Genomic DNA, 18,870 nt, shown 5'->3' with positions numbered 1-18,870 from the left:
CCACCAGCTCAGCTGGTGGTACATGACTCTAAAATTTCTTTTTCTACTTTTTCAATATTAGGCACATAACTCTTTAAAACTGATAAATTTCCTTTTATACTATACTGACCAAGAGTTGCAGGTATTAACACACTCTCTCCCTTTACTATGTTGAGTTCACCTTCATCATATACTATTTTTCCATGTCCTTCAGTACAAGTAAGTATATAAAAACGTTCTTTATCACTTATATCTTTTAAATTATTAGTTATATCAAATTTTTCTAGTGCAAAATGTTCACAGAGACAAAAATAAGTTTTAGTGTACCCAGGATATTCTACTTTAATACCTTTGCTCTTTCCTCCCTTTAATGAGAAATCTATGGTTTCTAATGCCTTATCTATATGTAATTCTCTCCCTCTATTATAGTCATATACCCTATAGGTTGTATCACTATTTTGCTGTATTTCAGCAATTATTACTCCTTCACCGATAGCATGTACTAACCCACTTTTAACAAAAAAAACCTCTCCTTTCTTAACCTCTATTCTATTCATATATTGGTCAAAGGAGCCTTTTTTAATAGCTTCTACAAACTGTTCTTTAGTACAATCCTTTGTTCCCACAACCAAGTTAGCTCCTTCAAAGGCTTCTAACACATACCACACTTCTGTTTTCCCAGGTTCTCCCTCTACCCTATAGCCATACTCATCATCAGGATGCACTTGAACAGAAAGCTTATCCTTTGCATTAATCAATTTTACTAAAAGCGGAAATCTATCTAAAGATATTTCAGTACCTACAACTTTTTCCTTCTCTTTTTCAATTAATTCTTTTAAAGATTTACCTTTATAATCCCCATTTGAAACTATGCCTGTACCATGAGGATGGCAAGCAATATCCCAGCTTTCTCCTATGTTACCTTCAGGCAGATTATCTCTAAATATTTCTAAATCTCTACCTCCCCAAATTTTATCAAAATAAATATTATTAAATTTTAAAGGATACATTAATATCACTCTCCTATAATTAGTGTAACTTATATATTATCAACTATATGACTTTTTATGGTATATTTTAAAAAGCCTAATGGTTCAAATTTAAAATCCCTCACTAAAGCTGCAAGGGATTTATAATCTCTAAATTTTATATTATAATCATATTCTTTCAGCCATAACCAATAAACATCAATAGAACAAAGTAAAATCAGGTACCTTTAAATTTTCATTTCCACTGCTGTTATTAAAGGAATCAACTAAAGTCTTAGCTTTATTATAATTTTCAGTTATTACATCCTTAGTATATTTATCTGTTTCTTCCACTATGCTTTCATAAGCTCTTTTTATATTATAGAAACCTCTATCTAAGTTTTCTTCAACAGTAATATAATATATACCTGCATTATTTAAATTTAATATGTCATTCTTATCTGCTTGATAAGCAGCTCTGGTCTCTTTAATTCCCTCATTCATATTGCCTTTAATCATATATAATGTACCTAAGGTCCTATGATATTTTGGTACAGACTCATCTATCTTTATACACTCTTTTAACAAGCTAATAGCATCATCTTCTCTTTTATTATTGATATGAATCATTGCCATATTATATTTTACTTCACCATCGTTAGGCTTTATCATTTCTGCAAATTTAAAATACTCTAGAGCTTTGTCACTATCTTGAGTAGTGTGCCAATAATAATTTGCTATGTTAACCATAATATTGTAATTATAGGGTTCTTTTCTCATGGCTGTCCTAAAATAAGGCTCTCCTTCATGACTTTTATTCATAGCCTTCATGATCTCTGGCATTAAAAAACCATAATTGTCTGGATAGTTCTTATTTTTTAATATAGATTGTTTACAATAATTTAAGGCCACCGTGTAATTTTTTTTATTAAAATAATACCAGGCTGCAGTATGAAGGACTCTGTAATCTGAATTATTATCAGAAATAATCCTATCTATCATTTCATCTGCCGCTTCAGGTTCCTTTGTGTTTTGAAGTATTGAAGCTCTAATAAGACTAGGTTCTATCTTCCCTATATCCCTATCTTTTACCTCTTCCAATATCTTAGTAGCCTCTTCTGAGGTTTCGCTTTTCATTGAATAAATCTTAGCTAACCACATTTTATAGGAGGTCTCAGAAGGATTTTTATTAATTAAGGTTGTTATTTTCTCAATCAAAGAATCCTTATTGTAAGCAGCAATTTGAGCAATAAAATCAAAAACCTTATATTCATCCTTATCTTTGTTCCAAGCCTCTTTCAAATAATCAAAAGCTTCATTCCATTTATCAACTATAGTAAGCATTCTAGCGTATTCTGCCATGTCATAGGCTGATTCTTTATCCAAAGGATAAGATGAAATTAAAGCCTTAGCTTTATCTATTTGCTTATTAGCCATATATACAGTAAACATAGTCTTGATTATATTCTTATTTGTTGGATAAAGATTTAAGGCTTCCTCACCATCCTTTAATGAAGCTTCATAATCCTTATTCATAAATTCAGTAAAAATAATATAATTTAATAAATCAGAATCCTTTTCTTTGAAATCTTCTTTCTTAGTTACAATACCATCTTTTATCTGATTATTTCTTAATTCTTTAGCTCTAGAAATAAAATTTCTAGAGTCTTCTAAGGATGCTTGTACAGAATATATTTCAGATATTTTTACTAACCATATTGGAGAATCATCAATTTCTAAAAGCTTTTCATACTCCTCTATAGCTTTGGTATAATTTACTTCATAAAAATATTGCTCTGCTACATTATCAGCAATAGTAATCTTCTCTTCTCTAACCCTATTACTGCTCATGTAAATAGTTGGTAAACTCACAGTACAGGCTAGTACTATTCCTGCTAATGGGAATAAAATCTTTGATTTAAACAATCCTCTATGCTTTATATCATTAAAATATTTTTTAATCATATTACACCTCATTAAATATGTAAAACAACCTAATATAAATAAATATAAAATTGTCAATAATTTAAAATAGTCATAAAAATATATATGACCATTTTATCAAATAATCCTCTTAAATGCTATAGTATAAATTTCTTAGAAAGCGAATTTTTTCTACATATAGTATTAAATTTTCCCATAGGATCCATTATGCATTGTGCATTAGTTTGTGGTATACTTATTAAATGATTCTCTATGTAAATAATATGAGGATGCACAATAAGAATACTGGAAGCGCGACAATTGATAATTGTTGCGTGCCAATAAGGAATGCAGGAGGGTACTTAAGTGAAGAAAAGGAAAACCTTAATTCTCCTTTTTATTCTAGCTTTAATTCTGTTTTTTTCTCTTGGATTTTATAGTGCAAAAAAGGATTTTAAGGGTAAATATCTGCTAGAAAATCTAAGTATATTTTTTAAAAAGTATTCCTATGAGCTTTCTAACAAATTCTCAAACACTAAAGAAAAAAGTACATCTCCCTTATCTGAAATATTCATAACTCTAGGTGGTAATATCAATTATAATTCTAAATCACCCTTGGATGAAGGTTTCTTATATGGTATAAATGGACTTAACGAAATATCTCAAATTTTATCAAATGATACCATTTCCTTGTCCTCTATGATTTTTTATGGCGAGGATAATAAGTATCAAAACACCTCTGTATTATTTAAATATTTAAAGGATCAATCTATTGACCTTTTAAACTTTTTAAATACAGATAACAAAGAGTTTATTAACATAAAAGAGACTTTAGAAAGCAATGGTACTAACTATTTACTCAGTAATTATAATTGGGGAATCCAAAGTAATGGCAGCAAATTAAAATTTATTACTTTTGACTTTTTAAATTATACTTATGAATTTATTGATAAATTGTCTAAGGATATAAACGAATCCAAAAAAAATAACGATGCTATTATAGTTATTTTTAATGCTAAAAATTTTTCAGAGGATGCTGATATTGAAAAAATCTTAAAGTATTCTATTGACATCGGCAGCGATGTAGTTATATTAAATAATTATAAAAACAACTCTATCGAAAAATATAAAAATAGGTTTATAATTAAATCTAACAATACAATTTTTAGTAATATAAAAAATTCTTATATGAATATTAATGAAAATTACTTATATCAATTAAGCTTTGTGTTTTCTGGTAAAAACTTAGTTTCTATTGGAATAAAAGCTTACCCTTATAGGCTTAATGAAAACAAAGGAGTATTTTATCCTTCTCTACTATTAGGGGATGAAATGAAAAAAGCTCTGGACAAACTAAGCACAGACAATTTTAAAGTAAGTGATAAATTTAATTTTATTCAATTAAGGCATCGTAAAAAAAATAACTAGTCAAAGATGCGAAGATATTTTGCGTAAGACAAGGACACAGGTTCCATTAATAGTGGAGCTATTAGTGGGTTCTAATATTAATTTGCATTAATATAGAGTTACTTTTGCGCGGAACGCAGGTGTCCTGCGGAAAGAGCGCAACTTTATAGTAACTCTTTTAATGCAAATTAATAGTGGACGCAGTATTACGCAAAATAGACGAGTAAACTGACTAGCTATTTTTGGGGAGATGCCAAAGTAAATTCTCTAAGGTGGTGTCTAAAATAAATATTAGAACGATATTTAGCATAATAGTTTCAAAAACGGTGTTAAGGATTTCTCAAAAATTTTTAAAAGGTGGAAGCAATTTTCCAGGAAGGGTTGCATTAAAATTGTCACCTAGCATACTAAAAGATATAAGTAAAAAGTATAAAGTTATACTTATAACCGGCACTAATGGTAAAACCACTACTACCAGTATGATATATAATATTTTTAAAGAAAATGGATTTAACACTATTACCAATAGCACTGGAGCAAATATGCTGCCAGGCATTGTTAGTTGTTTTATAGAAAATTATAGCTTCAATAAAAAAGAAATAAAGTATGCAGTAATAGAGGTAGATGAGGCTAATGTTAAGTTTATTACAGAGTATTTGTATCCTGAAGTAATAACCATCACTAATCTATTTAGAGATCAGCTAGATAGGTATGGAGAAGTATACACTACTCTAAATAAAATATTGGAGGGTATTAATAAATCACCAAGCTCCAAATTAGTACTTAATGGCGATGAGTCCTTATTAGGCAATTTAGAGCTCAAAAATCAAAGCTTTTATTATGGATTCGAAACACCTATAAATGATTCTAAGGAAGTAGAGATAAACGCTGATGCGAAATTTTGCAAATGCTGCAAAGCTCCTTATGATTACGAGTTTGTTACTTATAATCATCTAGGAAACTTTTACTGCTCCAATTGCGGATATAAGAGACCTTTACTGAATTTTTCAGTAAACTCTATAAAGGATATTAATGCTGAATTTTCTGAGGTAAAAATAAATCACAGAGAATTTTTAATAAACCAGCCTGGAGTTTATAACATATATAACGCCTTATGCGCTTATTCTATTGCAAAGATATATAATATAGATGATAAAATTATCTATTCTGCTTTAGAAAACCAAAAATCCAGCTTTGGAAGGCAAGAAACTATACATATAGATGGTAAGGAAGTAAAAATCGTTCTTGTAAAAAATCCTGCCGGTTATAACCAAGCCATCGATACTCTATGCCTAAATGATAAAAAAATAGGAGCTGCTTTTATGTTAAATGATAATTATGCAGATGGCAGGGATGTTTCTTGGATTTGGGATGTTAACTTTGAAAAGATCAAAAATTTAAATATAGACCAAATATTCATATCTGGATTAAGGACTTATGATATGGCTGTAAGACTTAAAATAGCTGGTCTTGAAGAAAGCAAATTTATAATCAAAGAAGATTTTGATGACCTTTTAGACTCTATAAAAAGTTCTTCTAACCAAACTATATATATACTTGCAACTTATACTGCAATGATTAATTTTAGAAAATCATTATATTCAAAGGGATATATACAAAAATTGTGGTAATTAAAGGAGTTGTTTTAATGGAAATAAATATTTGTCACTTATATCCTGATCTGTTAAATGTATATGGAGATCTAGGAAATATATTAGTATTAAAGCATAGATGTGAAAAAAGAGACATAAAAGTAAACATTCATAACCTTTCTCTTGGAGAGTATTTTGATGAAACTCTGTATGATATAGTATTTTTCGGCGGAGGACAAGACTACGAACAATCTATTGTTTCTGCTGATTTGGCACAGTATAAAAGAGAGTCCATAAAAAAATATATTGAGTCTGACAAAGTATTTTTAGCAATTTGTGGTGGATATCAGCTTTTAGGAAAATACTATACCACTCCTGCAGGGGAAAAGTTAGAAGGTCTAAATATCCTGGATATATATTCTGAGGGTGGAGATACTCGATTTATAGGAAATACAGTTATATATAATGAAGAGTTCAACGAAACTTATGTAGGCTTTGAAAACCACTCTGGCAGAACTTATATAGGAACCTTAAAGCCCCTTGGAAAATGCATTCATGGTTACGGAAATAATGGAGAAGATGGCTACGAAGGTTGTATATATAAGAATACTTATTGCAGCTATTTCCACGGTTCTTTACTGTCAAAAAATCCTGAATTAGCAGACAGACTTATATCTCAAGCTTTAACACTGAAATATTCTGAAATAAAATTACCTTCTTTAGATGATACTTTAGAAAAAAAAGCTAAGGAAGTAATTGTTAATAGGTTGAAAGAAAAATAACCTTATAAGAAAAAAGCGACGGAGGTTTTAAATGTTGCATTAAGACAATTTTTGAAAACATGATAGCAGCTTATTAGCAAAGGATGGAAAGTTATTTTTCCATCCTTTGTTTTTTAATTATGATATGTGGTTTATATTGAAAAATCAACCAAGATATACGCATATAGATTCCCCCTCCCCAAAGAAGAATTTTTTTAAGCGTTAACCTGTACGGAAATATACTACTGTATATTCATCAAAATCTTCGAGTAAGTTTGATCTTATAATACGCGTTAAGGTAAGCATCGAGTACTTAAGAACAGTAGTATCACAGCATAAGTATATAAGCATATAAGAAATGAGTGCTGAAAATACTTGTATTTTTATAGCATTTTCATTGTAGCCAATGAGTTTTTTTATTTTAAGGTTTTGCTTAATCCATTTGAAGAATAATTCTATTTCCCATCTATGCTTATAGATCTTTATTATGTCTGAAGCTGGTAAATCAAAAATATTAGTTATAAAGGTCACTGCCTCTCCTTCTTCATTAAAAGTCATGATTTCTCTATAACTTTTAGTAGTAAGATTCTTAGAATAGCTTGTACCCATAATAACTTCAGTATCATATATATCTTTAGAAAGATCTGATGATATCATTCGTTCCTCCATGACTATGGAATGCTTAGTAGCTCTTGTAACAAATTTTATTTCTTTCTTACTAAGCTCATCGTACCATTTATAGTCGTAATAACCTCTATCAAAAACATAGATGCAGCTGTTATGCTCAAAGAGGCCATCAATACATTTTCTATCATTTACCTTACCTTTAACTATGTTAATTTTCTCTGGAAATTCACCATTGAATAAAGTGCTTATCTTTATACCCGCTCTACTATTGTCCATTTGGAAATGTGGAGCAAGCTTTAGAGCAACTAAGATTACTGATGAATCAATAATTTTGATAGGAGGAATGTCCTTCATAAGCCTAACGGCTCCGCGTCTTCTTTTAGCCTTATCTACCAAATGATAAAATATATCTTCAAAAATTCTATAATCTCTCGCAGAATTTTTCCTGGAAAACTGGGAGACACTTGGTACATTAATAAGATTTTTAAGCTTTTTATTTGAAGAAATCTCACTTTCAGCTTCTCTAAGACTTTTGCAACCACGTATATTTAAATAAATCATTGAGTTTATATGAGAGCGTGTATCAAAATGCTGGCTTCTATAATCACCATTGTATTTTTTTATAGTATGCTTAACAAAACTTCCACCGATTTCCGCTATTAATTTATGAAAAACTAGTTTATTATTTTTATTAGATAACATAAATAAACCTCCTTGTGAATGGTTGCTTGTCACTTCCATTTAACCACAAGGAGGTTTTCTCTTTCATTATTAAATTTCTACCAATTAAAATGTGTCAATATAAAATTATTTCTTTAATGCAACAGTAGAAGACGGAGGTCGCTTTTTTCGATTCACGCAATTTTTATTTATTAAGTATTTTATATTTCTTTAACCTGCATAACTCTTCTTCTGAAATATCAGATAAGGTTTTAAAGGTATACCCTTCATTTTTTAGGTATGTTATTATATCCTGCAGCGCTTCTACTGTACTTCCTTTTGTTTCTGAGTCATGCATAAGTATTACAGGTATATCCCAGTATTTACATTGATTTATTACTGTTTTTTTTATGTCTTTAGCGTTTATATGGTAATTACCGGCATCCATAGAGCTTACATTCCAATCTAAATACTGTATTCCTTGCAATTGGAGCTTTTGCTTAATAGAATTTAAAACACTTGCACTACCCATCTCATTATCGGCCCCTCCCGGAAGTCTTATGAAGTTCATTGCTTTCATAGAGGTATTATCCTTTATAACAGAAATGCATTGATTTAAATCCTTAAAATATTCCTCTTCACTTTTATATATTCTTTTATAATCGTGACTGTAGGTATGAGGTAATATGCACATACCGCTATTCTCCATTTGATTTATAAGCTTCTTATTAACCTCCGCTTTTCTCCCTATCACAAAGAAGGTAGCCTTCACATTATTTGAATTTAAAATATTTAACACCTTAGGAGTATTATTATAGGAGGGTCCATCATCAAAGGTTAAAAATACCACCTTGGGGCTTGGAGCAGAATTATTAGATGCAATATCTAAAACTTCTCCTCCTCTTATCAATTCCTTTTGTTTGGGGTGATAAGACATATCCCAGCAAAAAGCTATTTTATTAACAGAAATAATAAAAAAAATTATACCAATACATATCTTGGAAAAATGCTTCAAACTTATCACCTTCTATCTTATATTTAATATTAGCATATCCATTTGTAAAGTTTTTAAGTATGGTAATTTATATATAGATTGATTATTTTTCTCAGCATAATTACAATAAAATTAAGAATAAAAAATGCTCTAAGGAAGAAACATAATAAATATTAGCTTTAAGACGAGGAGAGAAAGCCTATGAAAGACTGGCATAAGCCTAAACTATTTATAAGTAGATGCTTATTAAATATACCCTGCAGATATAATGGTATAGGGGCCCCAGACAAGATAATCGATAAATTAGAACCATATATAGAAATTGTAGAAACATGTCCTGAACAAGCTATAGGGCTTCCTACCCCTAGGGAAACCCTTCGTTTAGTTAAAATAGAAGAAGGTATTAGGCTACTAAAATCTAATAATGATGAAGATTTAACTGAGTCTATGAGTAATTTTTCAAAGGATTATTTGTGCAATTTGGGGGAAGTTGATGGCTTTTTGTTAAAAGGTAAGTCTCCTTCTTGCGGATTAAAAGAGGTTAGAGTATATACTTCCATTAAAAAAGGCTCTATCAGCACAAAAGGTAATGGCCTATTTGCTTCCGAAGTGATTAAGCTATATAATGGGATACCTATTGAAGATGAAGGACGGTTAAAAAATTTTAATATCAGAGAACACTTTTTTAATAGAATTTTCACCTTATCTCATTTTAGATATGTAAAATCACTTAGGAATATAACCTACTTAATCCGGTTCCACAGTAATAATAAGCTTCTTTTTATGGCATACAACCAAAAAGAACTTAAGAAGCTAGGCAATATAGTAGCCAATCATGACAAAAAGGAAATCAATGAATTGTTAAAGGATTATGAAATGCAATTGCTAAAGGTATTATCGAAAACTCCAAGATACACTTCAAATATTAATATGCTCATGCATGCCTTTGGATATTTAAGCAAAGGGTTATCAAAAGAAGAAAAGGCTTTTATCTTAGAACTTATTGAAAAATACAGGATAGGAAAAGTTCCCTTAAGCGTTCCAACCAATGTCATCAAAGCTCAAGCTATAAGATTTAAAGAAAACTACTTGCTTTCTCAAAGCTTTTTGGAGCCTTATCCTGAGGAATTAATGGATATCTCTGATTCTGGAAAAGGAGTATCGCATTAATGAAGGTCGGAGAAAATATTAATTGTATTAAATGTAAACATTATTACATAACCTGGGATAGTAAATTCCCTAAAGGTTGTAAGGCTTATGGTTTTAAATGCGCTGAGTTTCCATCTGCCATAGTTTATAGATCCACTAGTGAGAGATGTATAAGCTTTACTCCTAAAAAATAAATTTATAAAAATAGAAGTAAGAGCCTACGCCCTTACTTCTATTTTTATCTTAAAAAACTTTAAGCTAATAAATATTCTGCTAAATAAATTTATATTAATTAAAATAACTAATTTAAATTATAGCTCTTTATCCTTTATATTATTTACCCAGTTTTCTATTACTGATATCACAGATTTAATACTTTCTTCCTCAAAAGGAGAGGCTAAATTGGCTACCTTCACTAACTTTAGGAAGGATTTACTTCCTCCTTCCTTACATAACGCTACATAATCCTTCCACGCATCCTCCCTGTTTTCTAAAGATTTTTTCCAGAATTGGAAGGCACATATCTGAGCTAAAGTATAGTCAATATAATAGAAAGGAGTTGAGAATATATGTGACTGCTGATACCAATACCCTCCTCTTTCTAAATAATCATTCCCATCATAGTCTCTCTGAGGCAAGTATTTCTTTTCTATTTCTCTCCATTGACTTTTTCTCTCATCTGGAGTAGCCTCTGGATTTTCATATACAAAATGCTGGAATTCATCTACTAGCACTCCATAAGGAATAAAAGTTAGACTCTCTGTTAAATGAGTAAACTTATACTTATTCGTATCTTCTTTAAAAAACAAGTTCATCCAGGGCCAAGTAAAAAACTCCATACTCATTGAATGTATTTCACAAGCTTCATAGGTTGGGAACTCATACTCCGGCACCTCATATCCTCTGCTGCTATAAACCTGAAATGCGTGTCCCGCTTCATGAGTCAATACATCAATATCACCAGAAGTTCCATTAAAATTGGAGAATATAAAAGGCGACCTATATTTGCTTATATAAGTGCAGTAGCCTCCTCCAGCCTTGCCTTTTTTAGTAACTAAGTCCATTAATTCATTATCTACCATGAAATTAAAGAATTCTTTTGTTTCCTCAGAAAGCTCTGAGTACATAGTTAGTCCATTTTCTACTATCCATTCCGGATTTCCCTTTGGTACAGCATTACCATTTAAAAAAGTTAGTTTTTCATCATAGAATTTAAGTCTATTTAATCCTAGTCTTTCCCTTTGACGCTCATATAATTTAGAAGACAGAGGAACAATATAGGATAATACTGCCTTCCTAAAATTCGCTACCATGACGGCATTATAGTCCGTTCTTAACATTCTAGCATATCCTAATTCAACAAAGTTATTAAATCCTAGTTTTTTAGCAATTTTAGTTCTTACCTTTACTAGCTCATCATAAATCCTGTCAAATTCCTTTTCGTTCTCTGTAAAGAAATTATATCTAGCTTCATGAGCTTTCTTTCTCATTTCTCTATCTTTAGACAATTGGAAAGGTACCAATCCTGATAGATTTCTTTCCTCTCCTTCAAACATAATCTTTGCAGAAGCAATTAATTTTCTATATTCGCTGGATAATTTATTTTCTAATTGGAGATCCTCCACTATTTCTGGTGAAAAAGTTTTAACTGTTAATTCAGCAATATCAAAAAGCTGCTTACCCCATTTTACCTCTAATTCTTTTCTGAATTTGGATTTTGCTAGAGATTCATAATATTCAGACAGCATCCCTTGATATAGTGGAGTCACTTCATCAAAGTAATTTTGCTCTTTTTCATAAAATTCATCTCTAGTATTAACTGTGTGTCTTATAGAAACTATGTTATCCATACTTTCAAAGTCGCTTCTTAAAGTATTTATCTCTTTCATCAGCCTATCTTGTTCTTCAAAAGATATTGCTTCGTTAAAGGATTTAATTAAACCCTTAAGACTCTTTTCTAATGCTTCCATGTCTGGTCTTTCATATTTAAATTCGTTAAATTTCATTTAGTAGCCCCCTTTTTTAAATTATTGCTTCAAACTTCCCCACTGAAGCCTTCTATAAATTTATTATAAGTCTTTAAAATTTAACTTCAATGGCTTTTATATTGTTACAATACAGATTATTTTAAATTCTTATCCTTCATATAATTGAGCCAGCTTTCTATGGATTTTATCATAGTTTTTATGCTCTCTTCTTGGAAAGGAGAATCTAAGTTTGCTACTTCTATTAGTTTTAGAAAGGATTTACTCCCTCCTTCTTTGCATAGATTAACATAATCTTTCCATGACTCCTCTCTATTATCTATAGACTTTTTCCAAAATTGAAAGGCACATATCTGAGCTAAGGCGTAGTCAATATAATAAAAGGGTGTATAGAATATATGGGACTGTTGATGCCAATATCCGCCTCTTTCTAAATAATCATTGCCATCATAATCTCTATGAGGCAAATATTTCTTCTCCAAATCCCGCCATCTACTCTTTCTTTCTTCTGAGGTAGCCTCTGGATTTTCATATACAAAGTGCTGAAATTCATCCACCAATACTTGATAAGGTATAAGAAGCAAATTCTCTGTTAAGTGGGCAAACTTATATTTATTTGTATCCTCTTTAAAAAACAAATTCATCCATGGCCAAGTAAAAAACTCCATGGCCATAGAATGTATTTCAGAAGACTCGAAGGTAGGAAAATTATATTCTGGTATTTCAAATTCTCTACTGCTATAAACCTGAAAAGCATGTCCTGCCTCATGCGTTAACACATCTATATCTTCTGAAGTTCCATTAAAATTAGAAAATATAAAAGGTGCCTTATACTTGCTTATATAGGTACAATATCCCCCATCTTCCTTCCCCTTCTTACTAACCAAATCCATGAGCTCACTGTCTAACATAAAATTGAAGAACTCTTTTGTATCTTCTGACAACTCAGAATACATTATCTTTCCATTTTCAATTATCCACTGCACATCACCTTTTGGAGATGCATTTCCGCTTAAGAAAGTCAATTTCTCATCGTAGAACTTAAGCTCCTTTAATTCAAGTCTTTCCCTTTGACCTTCATATAGCTTTGAGGCTAAAGGAACTATATAGTCTAATACTGCCTTTCTAAAATTCGTTACCATAGCAGCATTAAAATCTGTTCTTAACATTCTGGCATAACCTAGTTTAACAAAGTTATTAAATCCTAACTTTTTAGCAATTTTAGTTCTCACTTTTACTAGCTCATCATAAATTTTATCAAATTCTCCTTCCTTATCTTTAAAGAAGTTATATCTAGCTTCATGAGCTTTTTTTCTCATTTCTCTATCCTTAGATAACTGGAAAGGTGCTAATTCTGATAGATTTCTCTCTTCACCTTCAAACATGATCTTAGCCGAAGCAATGATCTTTGTATACTCACTTGATAATTTATTTTCTAATTGAAGATCTTCTACTATTTCTGTTGAAAAAGTTTTAACCGTTAGTTCTGCTATATTAAAAAATTGCTGACCCCATTTAGCTTCTAATTCCGTTCTAAATTTTGATTTTGCGAGGATCTCATAGTATCTAGACACCTGACCTTGATATAATGCAATAGCTTCATTAAAATAATTCTGTTCCTTTTCATAAAATTCATCTTTGGTATCAATAGTATGCCTTATGAACACAATATTTGCCATGCTTTCAAATTCTCTTCTCAAATTATTTATTTCTCTCATTATTTTATCTTGTTCTTCAAAAGAATTTGCTTCATTAAAGGAATTAAATAAAAAATCAAACTTCTTTTCTAATTGATCCATACAAGGCCTCTCGTATTTAAATTCACTGAATTTCATATAAATACCCCCTTAAATGATAAAAGTATAGCTTCAAAACAAAATTTTGAAGCTATACCTTAATTATATATTATCATATAGTAAGTTCAATGGATTTCTCTTTGTTGCAATACAGATTATTTAATTATTTACCCCATCCTTTAAAAACTTCCAAGCTAATTTATCACCCTTTTTTAGCACATAGCTAGCCGCACCTACTCCTGGTTTATTATCATTTACATAATAACACCATCCACTAGCCTTTCCAGCACTCCTCTCCTTTAATCCAGCTATACTAGAGAAATATCCTGAGTTAGCCATATAAGATATTTTTTTAGATTGAAGTAACTGCAAGGTAGCCTGTTCTGCTGTAATTCCCTCTATATTCACAAAACCAGAAGCTAAAACCTCTCCTGTTATTTGGTTGACTACTATTATATTAGGCTCCTCTTTCTTTTCTGGGGTAACATTATCTTTTTTTTCATCCTTAGAAGTTTTTTCGGGCGGTGTACTAGTTTTGTTTTCTACTTTAGAAGTCTCCTTTTGAATTTTATCTTTGTTATCATCAGCTTTTGCTTTCTCAGGCTCCTTTTTAACCTCTTCTACCTTCGAGGTTTCACCACCAGATTTTTCTTCTTTCATTTCTTCTTTATTTTTGCTCTTATCTTCCTCATTACCTTGAGAAATGCTTTCTCCACTGGAAGCATAAAGCTTCTTTTGCTGAATTTTGTTAAATATAAAAATAGAGCTCATAGATATTAATAGCACAAAGGCTATTAATATAATTTTCTTTTTCATACTTTAATACCTCTGTTCTACTTATTTCTTTTAAGTAAAAGAACTGCACCTAATACTATAGAAATTATAGCTACACCTGTTAAAGAATTCATATTTATATTTGAACCTGTTTCAGGCAGAATCTTAGTAGGCTCAGTTTTATCTTCTTTATTATCCTTATTTTCAACAATATAATTTGGCAAGGCTTTAGCATCGATGTTACTAGCATAATAGTTATAAGCTCCAGTATTCTTAAATTCTTTTAATGACACTAAAGCTCTTAAAGCTTGTTCTGTAGCTATAGGATTATTTAATATGGTTTTATCATGGTTGAACATTCCACTGTTTCCTTTATAAGATAACAGTGCAGAAACCAAATCTCCTTTAGCTTTTGTAAATAAATCTCCCTGCGGATCAACACCTACAGAAACTAATCCTACAATTACAAAAGCATCTGTTTCACTAGCAGGTCCATATTGACCTAGAATATCTCCATTTTCGCTTTGCATAAAGGATAAGGTTTTTACAGCAGAATCCACAGCTTCTTTTACTTTGGAGTTATCTATGCCTTGAACTTTTTTGCCATTATAATAAGGAGATAATGCATTGATAGCTGCTGCGGTCATATCTGGGTCTATCTTATCACCAAACCAAGTCCAACCTTCTACCTTTTTTCCTTCTACTTCATAGCTTAACTTGTTTTTCAAAAGTTCGTTTACCAGCTTAGCCTCACTTATCTTATAGTCTCCTTGTATATTAGCATAGTTATACACAAATAAGGTAAATACGATCTCATTGTAATAAAAATCTTCTACATTCCTATTTAACAATTCTTCTACAAAATTATTTCCTTTAAAATTATAAGGGGAGTAACCTGAGGATACTAAACCCATAATCTTAGTAACTAATTCGCTGGCATATAGATCTTTCATTGACTTATTATCTAGTTCAGTAATCCATTTTGCTAAAAAATCATCCTTACCCTTAATCCCCAATTTACTTAAAGATACTTGAGCCCAAGGGTCTGATATATTGTTTTTCACATAGGCAGAGGTAGACTCTAATTCTTTTCCAATGTTCTTTACTATATTTAAATTATTATTTTCATTATATTTCTTATCGTTATAGTAAATACTTGGGGCCTTTTCGTTATCTATGATAAAAGTTCCTTTATCCATTATGACCTTAGAAATTTTACTTTTTTCATAACCGCTGATCTTATAAGTATGTTCACCTTTTCCTAGAGCTTCTACAGTAATGTAACCTTTATCATCAGTGGTATATGACTTCTCATCTATATTTACTATAGCATTTTTAATTGGAGAGATTACTTCTTTATTTGCTGTAAAATCAAAGCTTTTAAAGCTAAATTTCATCTTAAAACTTTGATTTTCTTTTACAATGTTAGGCTCGAAGGTTATATCATTTACATAAGGAGTATCAAAATTTCCATAGTAAACTATTATATTATCTCCTGGCTTTAACACATAGTTGTCAATGGAAGTAGCAGCTGCTTCTACATTACCAGCATTCTTTATATAATATAGCCATCCATCCCAGCCTCCAAAGGTTCCTCCTTTAATTCCACCAATACTTTCCATATACTTACCATACTGGCTATCTTTAAAGTTATATTTTATACTATTTTTCTTTAAAATATTTTCTAAAGCTTCATAAGCTGTATTAGCCTTTTCATTACCCTCTACTAGAGTTTTATCTAACCCTTCTACCCTAATGTATACCTCTTTTAAATTGTCAGCATGTACAATTTTATTAGATAGTGATAAAAATAAAATATTAAATGTAAATATTAGAATTAAACTATAGCATAATTTTTTTAAATTTTTCATTATAAATCCCCCTTATTTTAAATAGGTCACACTGAGCCTATTTTTAAATCTTAAAAATATCTTTAAAAATTTTTCATAAAATATCATAGCAAATATAAAATTACCTGTAGCATGAAGAATATCAAAGGTTATACCTGTTAAATAAGCTGCTCCAATAGTTTTTAAATTTATAGGTCTTACAAAGCCTATAATATGCCATAGGTTCATTATCCAATCAAATAAAAAACCGTAAGCAAAGCATATTAAAGCAAAAGTTTCAGCTTTAAGAAATTTTTTTCTTATTCTTAAAGCTCCAGATATAATGCCAACTACTCCCCACCCTAGCATTTGCCATGGAGTCCAAGGTCCTTGGCCTAGGAATATATTAGATATGAAGGCGGTGGTAGCACCTACTAAAAAACCCTCATAACATCCAAAAACATAACCTGCTAAAGCTACTACAAAAGTAGTAGGCTGCACATTTGGTATAGCAGCAAAAGGCACCCTAGCTGCTGCAGCAAAAGCACTTAAGGTAGCTATGAGAGCTATTTCCTTAGTTCCCATTTCTCCTTTTTCAAAATAGAAATAACTTAAAAACAGCATAAATAGAAGGCATAAGGTAATCACCAAAGATAACCTGTCATAGTCCTTTAATGAATAGTTAATATAAATCAATAGAATCATCATGAACACTAAAATAAAAGCTATTATTTTTTTCATAGGATGTTCTCCCTAATTAACAATATTTTTTAAATCCTCAAGAGAAATAAACGGGGCTTTGTTCCAAAATAGCTTGCTTACAGAGGACTTATAATATATTCCGTTTAAAAAAATCTCTCTAGGACTCCCTTCTGATACAATTCTACCGTTAATCATAATTACTATTTTATTTCCATACTCTGAAGCAAAATCCACATCATGAGTGATTACTAGAATTGTTTTTCCCCTTTGTTTTAATTCTCTTAATATATTTCCTAAATTTACTTTAGCTTGCCAATCTAACCCTCTGGTAGGTTCATCTAGTAGAATTACCTCAGGCTTAAGTACTAAAATAGAGGCAATAGCAACTCTTTGTCTTTCTCCTCCACTCAAATCTCTAGGATTCATCTTTGCTAAGTGTTCAATACCTAGCTCTTTTAATATAGCGTTAACCCTATTCTCTTCCACTTCCATACCATGATTATTTAAAGTAAACACAAGCTCATCATATACTGTATCCTTAGATATATAATCATTAGGATTTTGTGATACATAGCCAATATGCCTTGAAATTTCGTAAGTAGCTAAATCATTGTGATTTCCTAAAGGAGATTTTATAGTTCCTTCAAAAGGTACCAAGTTCATTATAGCTTTAAATAAGGAGCTTTTTCCCGATCCATTGGCCCCTAGTATGAAACAAAAATCATTCTTTTCTAATACAAAGCTCAATTGATCAACAGCTTTAATATCACCATAGTTCACCTTAAGTTTCTCTATTTGAAGCAAGCTTTTAGCATTATTTCTTTCCTTCATAGTTAACCTATGAAAAAAATTGCTCTCTTTTTTTATGACATTATCTTCAAAAGCTTTAGATTTAATATTTAAGCTTGAAATTATACCTCTGCATTTTTTAAAGTTCTCTGGAAAGACTTCACAGCCTAAGGCCTTATAGGCCTTTAAATAATTTGGAAAATAACTAACATGATTTTTTTCAAAAAGTTCTTTTTGAGTTCCTACAAAACCTAATCTTCCCTCTTCCATAATCACTATTCTATCTGCAAAGTCAAACCACTTATCTATCCTTTGTTCAATAATAATTATAGTAATCCCCAGCTCCTCGTTTACTTTTTTTATAAGTGAAATAATTTCTTCTGCTACAATAGGATCTAGCTGAGAAAGAGGTTCATCTAATACAATACAATTAGTGAGTACTGCTAAAGCCGAGGCAATAGCAACCTTTTGCTTTTGTCCGCCAGATAAGGTATTTATATCTCTATACCAAATATCTAATATATTACAAAACTGCATTGATTCCCATACTCTTCTCTTTATATGTTCTGAGTCTATTCCAATGTTTTCTAATCCAAAGGCTATCTCTCTATGTACTTTATTCATAAAAAGCTGTTTTTCCGGATCTTGAAACACCATAGTTGTTTCCTTTGCTCTTTCGTAATGAGTTAGATCCTTAAGGCTTCTATTATTAATCTTTATATCTCCCTTGATTTTACCACCATAGAAATTAGGGACAGCTCCTGTTAGTGCTCTAGCTAGGGTAGACTTCCCTGAACCAGACTTTCCTAATATAAATATAAGTTCTCCTTTTTCTATCTTTAGATTAATACTATCTAAGGATTTTTTATTGCTATTTGCATAGTAATAATCCAAATCTTCAATACTTATATATGCCATAGATAAAATCCTTCCTA

Annotated in this window: 15 protein-coding genes; 5 read left to right on the top strand and 10 right to left on the bottom strand. The window is 30.7% G+C overall.

Features of this window, described 5'->3' with window-relative positions:
• Nucleotides 1–8 precede the first annotated feature (8 nt).
• Both manA and BN2665_RS12150 read right to left on the bottom strand, forming a co-directional pair.
• Entirely contained in the window at nucleotides 9–989 is a 981-nt protein-coding gene (gene manA / locus BN2665_RS12155) for a mannose-6-phosphate isomerase, class I (RefSeq protein WP_055667387.1), read from the bottom strand.
• A 177-nt stretch (nucleotides 990–1,166) separates the two neighbouring features.
• Nucleotides 1,167–2,912: a tetratricopeptide repeat protein gene (locus BN2665_RS12150; protein ID WP_055667386.1), complete on the bottom strand. Its 1,746-nt coding sequence runs from the start codon at nucleotides 2,910–2,912 to the stop codon at nucleotides 1,167–1,169.
• Between the two features lie 324 nt (nucleotides 2,913–3,236).
• On the opposite strand from BN2665_RS12150, the gene BN2665_RS12145 reads away from it, so the two are divergent.
• The 3 genes from BN2665_RS12145 to BN2665_RS12135 all read left to right on the top strand — a co-directional run bounded on the left by BN2665_RS12145 (nucleotide 3,237) and on the right by BN2665_RS12135 (nucleotide 6,651).
• The gene (locus BN2665_RS12145; protein ID WP_055667385.1) at nucleotides 3,237–4,298 is read left to right on the top strand and encodes a metallophosphoesterase family protein; all 1,062 of its coding nucleotides are present in this window, start codon (nucleotides 3,237–3,239) and stop codon (nucleotides 4,296–4,298) included.
• A gap of 254 nt (nucleotides 4,299–4,552) precedes the next feature.
• Nucleotides 4,553–5,908 (top strand): Mur ligase family protein, encoded by a 1,356-nt coding sequence (locus BN2665_RS12140; protein WP_055667384.1) that lies wholly within the window; start codon nucleotides 4,553–4,555, stop codon nucleotides 5,906–5,908.
• A gap of 17 nt (nucleotides 5,909–5,925) precedes the next feature.
• Entirely contained in the window at nucleotides 5,926–6,651 is a 726-nt protein-coding gene (locus BN2665_RS12135; protein ID WP_055667383.1) for a type 1 glutamine amidotransferase, read from the top strand.
• 201 nt (nucleotides 6,652–6,852) lie between these two features.
• Here the strand turns inward: BN2665_RS12135 and BN2665_RS12130 are convergent, their stop codons facing one another.
• Both BN2665_RS12130 and BN2665_RS12125 read right to left on the bottom strand, forming a co-directional pair.
• Nucleotides 6,853–7,959: an IS4 family transposase gene (locus tag BN2665_RS12130; RefSeq protein ID WP_055667382.1), complete on the bottom strand. Its 1,107-nt coding sequence runs from the start codon at nucleotides 7,957–7,959 to the stop codon at nucleotides 6,853–6,855.
• Between the two features lie 163 nt (nucleotides 7,960–8,122).
• The gene (locus tag BN2665_RS12125) at nucleotides 8,123–8,932 is read right to left on the bottom strand and encodes a polysaccharide deacetylase family protein (RefSeq protein ID WP_082435900.1); all 810 of its coding nucleotides are present in this window, start codon (nucleotides 8,930–8,932) and stop codon (nucleotides 8,123–8,125) included.
• Nucleotides 8,933–9,112: 180 nt separating this feature from the next.
• Here BN2665_RS12125 and BN2665_RS12120 point away from each other — a divergent pair, with 180 nt between their 5' ends.
• Together BN2665_RS12120 and BN2665_RS12115 are read left to right on the top strand one after the other, a co-directional pair.
• Complete coding sequence (locus BN2665_RS12120; RefSeq protein WP_055667381.1) at nucleotides 9,113–10,081, top strand: YbgA family protein; 969 nt, start codon at nucleotides 9,113–9,115, stop codon at nucleotides 10,079–10,081.
• A complete protein-coding gene (locus tag BN2665_RS12115) occupies nucleotides 10,081–10,254 on the top strand; it encodes a hypothetical protein (RefSeq protein WP_055667380.1) in 174 nt (57 codons plus the stop codon). The genes BN2665_RS12120 and BN2665_RS12115 overlap by 1 nt, the downstream gene beginning before the upstream one ends.
• Nucleotides 10,255–10,371: 117 nt before the next feature.
• Here the strand turns inward: BN2665_RS12115 and BN2665_RS12110 are convergent, their stop codons facing one another.
• The 6 genes from BN2665_RS12110 to BN2665_RS12085 all read right to left on the bottom strand — a co-directional run bounded on the left by BN2665_RS12110 (nucleotide 10,372) and on the right by BN2665_RS12085 (nucleotide 18,853).
• Nucleotides 10,372–12,066, bottom strand: a complete 1,695-nt coding sequence (locus BN2665_RS12110; protein WP_055667379.1) for a M3 family oligoendopeptidase — start codon at nucleotides 12,064–12,066, stop codon at nucleotides 10,372–10,374.
• Between the two features lie 116 nt (nucleotides 12,067–12,182).
• Entirely contained in the window at nucleotides 12,183–13,880 is a 1,698-nt protein-coding gene (locus tag BN2665_RS12105; protein ID WP_055667378.1) for a M3 family oligoendopeptidase, read from the bottom strand.
• Between the two features lie 120 nt (nucleotides 13,881–14,000).
• The gene (locus BN2665_RS12100; protein ID WP_055667377.1) at nucleotides 14,001–14,657 is read right to left on the bottom strand and encodes a DUF4430 domain-containing protein; all 657 of its coding nucleotides are present in this window, start codon (nucleotides 14,655–14,657) and stop codon (nucleotides 14,001–14,003) included.
• 17 nt (nucleotides 14,658–14,674) lie between these two features.
• Nucleotides 14,675–16,486, bottom strand: coding sequence for a DUF4430 domain-containing protein (locus BN2665_RS12095; RefSeq protein ID WP_055667376.1), 1,812 nt, complete (start codon nucleotides 16,484–16,486; stop codon nucleotides 14,675–14,677).
• Between the two features lie 12 nt (nucleotides 16,487–16,498).
• Nucleotides 16,499–17,185, bottom strand: a complete 687-nt coding sequence (locus tag BN2665_RS12090; RefSeq protein WP_055667375.1) for an ECF transporter S component — start codon at nucleotides 17,183–17,185, stop codon at nucleotides 16,499–16,501.
• Between the two features lie 12 nt (nucleotides 17,186–17,197).
• Nucleotides 17,198–18,853: an ABC transporter ATP-binding protein gene (locus BN2665_RS12085; protein ID WP_055667374.1), complete on the bottom strand. Its 1,656-nt coding sequence runs from the start codon at nucleotides 18,851–18,853 to the stop codon at nucleotides 17,198–17,200.
• Nucleotides 18,854–18,870 lie beyond the last annotated feature (17 nt).

The organism is Desnuesiella massiliensis, from assembly GCF_001403615.1.
In the GTDB taxonomy this organism is placed as follows: Bacteria; Bacillota; Clostridia; order Clostridiales; family Clostridiaceae; genus Desnuesiella; species Desnuesiella massiliensis.
This window is presented reverse-complemented; position numbering and strand designations above follow the sequence as displayed.